Annotated in this window: 1 protein-coding gene and 2 pseudogenes; 2 read left to right on the top strand and 1 reads right to left on the bottom strand. The window is 41.0% G+C overall.

Annotation, left to right across the window (positions count from 1 at the left end; translation table 11 throughout):
• The first annotated feature begins 106 nt into the window (after positions 1-106).
• Positions 107-799 carry a hypothetical protein gene (locus QT994_RS27420; protein WP_333050851.1) on the top strand — a complete coding sequence of 231 codons (693 nt, stop codon included), beginning with the start codon at positions 107-109 and terminating at the stop codon, positions 797-799.
• A 181-nt stretch (positions 800-980) separates the two neighbouring features.
• On the opposite strand, the pseudogene QT994_RS27415 reads toward QT994_RS27420, so the two are convergent.
• Positions 981-1,106: pseudogene (locus tag QT994_RS27415) on the bottom strand (IS1 family transposase); the annotation flags it as partial.
• A gap of 1,135 nt (positions 1,107-2,241) precedes the next feature.
• Between QT994_RS27415 and QT994_RS27410 the strand changes: the two are divergent.
• Positions 2,242-2,436: pseudogene (locus QT994_RS27410) on the top strand (reverse transcriptase N-terminal domain-containing protein); the annotation flags it as partial.
• Positions 2,437-2,643: the final 207 nt, after the last annotated feature.

Below are 2,643 nucleotides of genomic sequence, written 5' to 3'. Positions count from 1 at the left end.
GGTTTAACTGCTTATCAATCTATTCAACAAGCTCTCTCTATTGATGGCTCCATTTTTTCCCCTAGTTGAGCAATTACACCAAATCTATTGCTTGGAGACATTTTTTATGAAGCACCTACCTTTATTCGCTCACATTCCCCGATTGTCAAATTTTTTAGAAGCTTTCAAAAAACACTTTTTTAGTGTACCGTTTTTAGCTCCTTTCAACATTCTGACTGTTCTGATTTTGGGCGGGCTGAGCGTATACGGCAAACTCAACCACCAGGGAGACGGAGTTGCACGTTTGTTTAGGGATCCTTTTAATTACGTGTTCCCTTACGAAGGCCTTCTAACGGGAGTTTCCGAAATCCTGTGGTGCATCCCAGTCGCAATTTGTGCATTTACTTTCGGAGTGTTGCGCCAGAAAGATCCACGCAGTCGAGCGGGGATATTCTTATTTTTTAGTGCTTTACTAATGGGAGTTTTTTTCCTGGATGACAGGTTTCGGATGACTTTGATTCTTTCTACTTTGGGAATATCTAAAAAATTAGTTTATTTGTGTTATGGTAGTGCTGTTTTTTTTTACGGAGTTAAGTTTTGGCGATACATCAAAACCACTCCTTACCTGTCATTAGTCGCAGCATTCCTATTGTTGGCTATCTCGCGGTTTGCGGATCCTTTAAAATTGCCAAGTGAAGGAGTACACGAGATATTAGAAGATGGCATTAAATTATTAGCTCTTCTGAATTTAGCCATGTATTTTTGGCACGTATGTCATCAAGAAATCTGGCGACATTTACGGCAAATCGAAGATCGTTGATCGCCTCGATTACATTACTATATAAAAAGCCGTTTCTGAATTAGGGTATCACTAAACAACGTCGGCGATCGCCTAAGCTGATACGCATTTAAATTGGGATTTTTGAAGCCTAGACTGCTTGCACCCTGGCTTTCAGGCAAAAAATTTAAATGCTGAACAGCTTACGACCAAAATAATGTCTTTAATTTTGATAGGGCATCGGAAGATTAGCAAATTTTAGATAGTGAATTAATAATCCAAGGGAATGTCTGAGCAACTTGCTGCCTGATGTAGAATAACAAAAAGTTTTTCCTATCAAACGAGCTATCAGGATGTGTTAATATTGTATTTACGCGCCCAACACTTCAGCAGCGCCCTAACTGATGTAGCAAAGGATTCATAGGCTTTAACTATTTTTTTACGAAACTCGATCGCATAAATTTTCATTTTTTCTGCTTCTCTACCGAATGCAGCGTACTAAATATACATGAAAGAGGCTGTATTTTTACGGCACAGTGGGTAACGCCTCGGAAGAGATTGTTAAAAAATATATTGAAAACCCTGGGGGGGTAACAACCAGCCTGAAACCCATACCTTTGTAAGGATTGAGCCAATGTGTGCTAAAAAAAAATAGGCAGCATAATTGTTACACGCTTGCCTATCTCCAAAATAATGATACCAACATTCTACCTCATTCATTTAAAAAAACAACTAAGTTCAGCTCAATTTAAACTGATTGGAATCTTGCTACCCTTGATACAATCAGAAAAACAAGTGAGATTAGAACGGCTCTCCCGGGTGCGATTCGTTCAGTCGAAACCGAGTAATCGGGGGATGACTGGCCTCTATAAGGTAATCCATCAGGATTGAGTTCGCACTTTAATCCCTTATAGACGACAACTTTATAACCTTGCAGGTGAGCGTTAGTATCCTAGAAATCGTTAAGCCCTGCCCCTCAGACGTAGAGGTGAAAGCATATCCCCCACTGTAGCGACTAGCCCTCAATCGGTGAAGCGGGGATAAAAGCGGAAAGAACTACTAGCCTAAAGTGGTATCCCGTGAGCAAGTTCCTACGGATAGCGAAAGCGAAGTCACTGCTTAAATCATCGTTACGCCGAACCAGCGAAATAAGGCTTTATGCGCTGGCAGTCCCAAAAAGGGCATTAGTATAGGGTGGTATGAGAATCCGGATCGGCGGCATACCTACGTTACCCAAAAACTCGGTGAACAAGGTGACATCCTAACGGAACAAACCAATGGTTATGAGGAACGAAGTAACCCACCTGATTACTCTCGGAGAGGTCGAATACTTCGAGCAGTCAGCTAAGACGAAACATCTGGATTTCCAGGTAACAGGTGGCAAAGATTGAGTCAGAAGCCAACGCCTCATTGTAATGGTGAGGATATGCTAACTGACTCACGATAATACGGATGATATAGCTACAAGTAGCAATGAATATGTTATGAACACGGCAGAAAAACCGATATATAAATGGAACGATATCAACTGGCGAAAGCTAGAGCGTAACGTTTTTAAATTGCAAAAGCGGATATATCAAGCGTCTAATCGGGGTGATGTCAAGCTAGTACGCCGACTCCAGAAACTGTTGATAAGTTATTGGGCAGCAAAAGCATTAGCGGTTCGTCGGGTAACCCAGGGTAAGCGCATCTAATTTGGTAGTTAAAAATACAGATAATTTGGTACATTTATATAATCACAGATATCGTTTGAGGAGCGGAGATGTTATCTAGTAGACTGGTGAGTACAAAGTTTCGATCTTACTTAGCAGGTCGGTCTTATGGCATCAGGTTTCACCTCTGACAAACACAGGATTAAAAGGTCAAAAAAATTGAGTATAGCTCAG

The organism is Microcoleus sp. S13_B4, from assembly GCF_036700885.1.
Classification (GTDB): domain Bacteria; phylum Cyanobacteriota; class Cyanobacteriia; order Cyanobacteriales; family Microcoleaceae; genus Microcoleus.
The sequence above is the reverse complement of the archived record's forward strand: the minus strand, read 5'-3'. Positions and strand labels throughout refer to the sequence as shown.

Bases quoted from the DNA above. Each gene is read 5' to 3' on its own strand.
- QT994_RS27420 (WP_333050851.1), top strand. From the start codon at position 107: ATGAAGCACCTACCTTTATTCGCTCACATTCCCCGATTGTCAAATTTT.